Annotated in this window: 2 protein-coding genes; one reads left to right on the plus strand and one right to left on the minus strand. The window is 75.4% G+C overall.

Translation table 11 applies throughout. The features are described 5' to 3' along the window. The coding region (locus HGA02_RS19285; RefSeq protein WP_168681004.1) for a hypothetical protein at positions 1-1,011 on the minus strand (1,011 nt) is incomplete at its 3' end. A 223-nt stretch (positions 1,012-1,234) separates the two neighbouring features. Here HGA02_RS19285 and HGA02_RS20615 point away from each other — a divergent pair. Then, positions 1,235-1,424 (plus strand): hypothetical protein (locus HGA02_RS20615; RefSeq protein ID WP_210728827.1); only part of this gene is annotated, 190 nt, incomplete at its 3' end.

Below are 1,424 nucleotides of genomic sequence, written 5' to 3' on the forward strand. Positions count from 1 at the left end.
AGCGCGGTGCGGCCGTGGCGTGGCCGGGCGCTGCGGCGGGGCGAGCGGCGGCACCGGCGTGCCCGGCTCGTCCGGCAGGTGCAGCGGTTCGATCGCGACCGGGTCCCACGTCCGCACCGTCTCGGTGACCCAGAAGACGATGAAGAGCACGATCTCCCACCACTCGACGACGAGGATCGCCTCGTCGACACCGGCGCGCTCCAGCGCGGGCCACAGCACCAGCCCGGCGACCATGAGCGCGGCGACCGTGAGGTAGATCCGGCGGTAGCGCCGGTCCGACGCGGCGTCGGTCGCGGGCCACCCGTGGCTCAGCACCGCGAGCGCCAGGCTCACGATGAGCACGATCGCCGCCGCGCCGTGCAGCCACGCGAACGTCGTGCCCGGCTGCACGAGGCGGACGACCAGCAGCGCGACGACCGCGAGCCCGAGGACCGTCATGAGCCAGAACACCCAGCCGCCGTCACGGGCCGTGCGCGCGGCGTGGACGGTCGCGCGGGTCGTCCGCCACTCCACCAGGACGACCGCCGCGGACACGACCAGCAACGACGTCAGCACGATCCGCGCGGGCAGCGCGGCCTGCGCCCGTGCCGCACCGTCCAGCCGCTCGAGCTCGGCGGTGAGGCTGTTCGGCACGAACGCGACGACCAGCGCGAGGAAGCCCGCCCAGTTGAGCGTGTAGTCCTCGACCGCCGGGAAGCCGCGGTAGGCGACCAGGCAGACCGCGATCCCGGCGAGCATCGCGACGAAGACGTCGCGCAGGTCGCCGTCGTAGTAGTCGCTGATCGACCGCTCGATGCGCCCGCCCGTCACCCACACGAGGAACGACGACACGAGCAGCAGGACCGGCAGCGCGACGAGCGTGATCCGCAGCAGGCGGTACGTCGCCCGGGCGAGCGGGTCGGTGCTCGCGGTGCCGACGTGCGTGGGCCCGCCCACGCGCGACCGGGGCACGGTGGCCGTCGCGCCACGGTCCGCGGCGTCCGTCGTTCCGGTTCCTGCGGGTTCGGGCATGTCGCGAGCGTCCTGCCGTCGTCGGCCGAGGTCAAACGCAGGAGGCGACGCGGGGGAGCGGCGTCGGCGGCGGGCGTCCGGCGCTCCTCGACCGTCCTGCGGCGGACGGGTGGCGTCGTGACGGGCCTCTCACGTGCGGCTCCGCACGGTCGATGCGCAGGACGTGACCGCCGAGGGGTCCCGACTGCTCCCGCGCGACGTGCCGACGTCGCCGAGCGGTCGCGTGCCCCGGTGGCTCCTGGACGAGCACGCGGCCCGTGCGCGTCAGACGGGCGCACGGGCCACGACGCTCGACGGGTCGACGCCCCTGCTGCCGTCGCAGCCGGCGGCACCTGCCGTCGAGTCGATCGCCGACTCCCGTCCCTCGGCCGACACCGTCCCCGCCTCTGCGCCGGGGTCGGCGGAGCGCCCGG

The organism is Cellulomonas septica (assembly GCF_012396155.1).
Taxonomy (GTDB): domain Bacteria; phylum Actinomycetota; class Actinomycetes; order Actinomycetales; family Cellulomonadaceae; genus Cellulomonas; species Cellulomonas septica.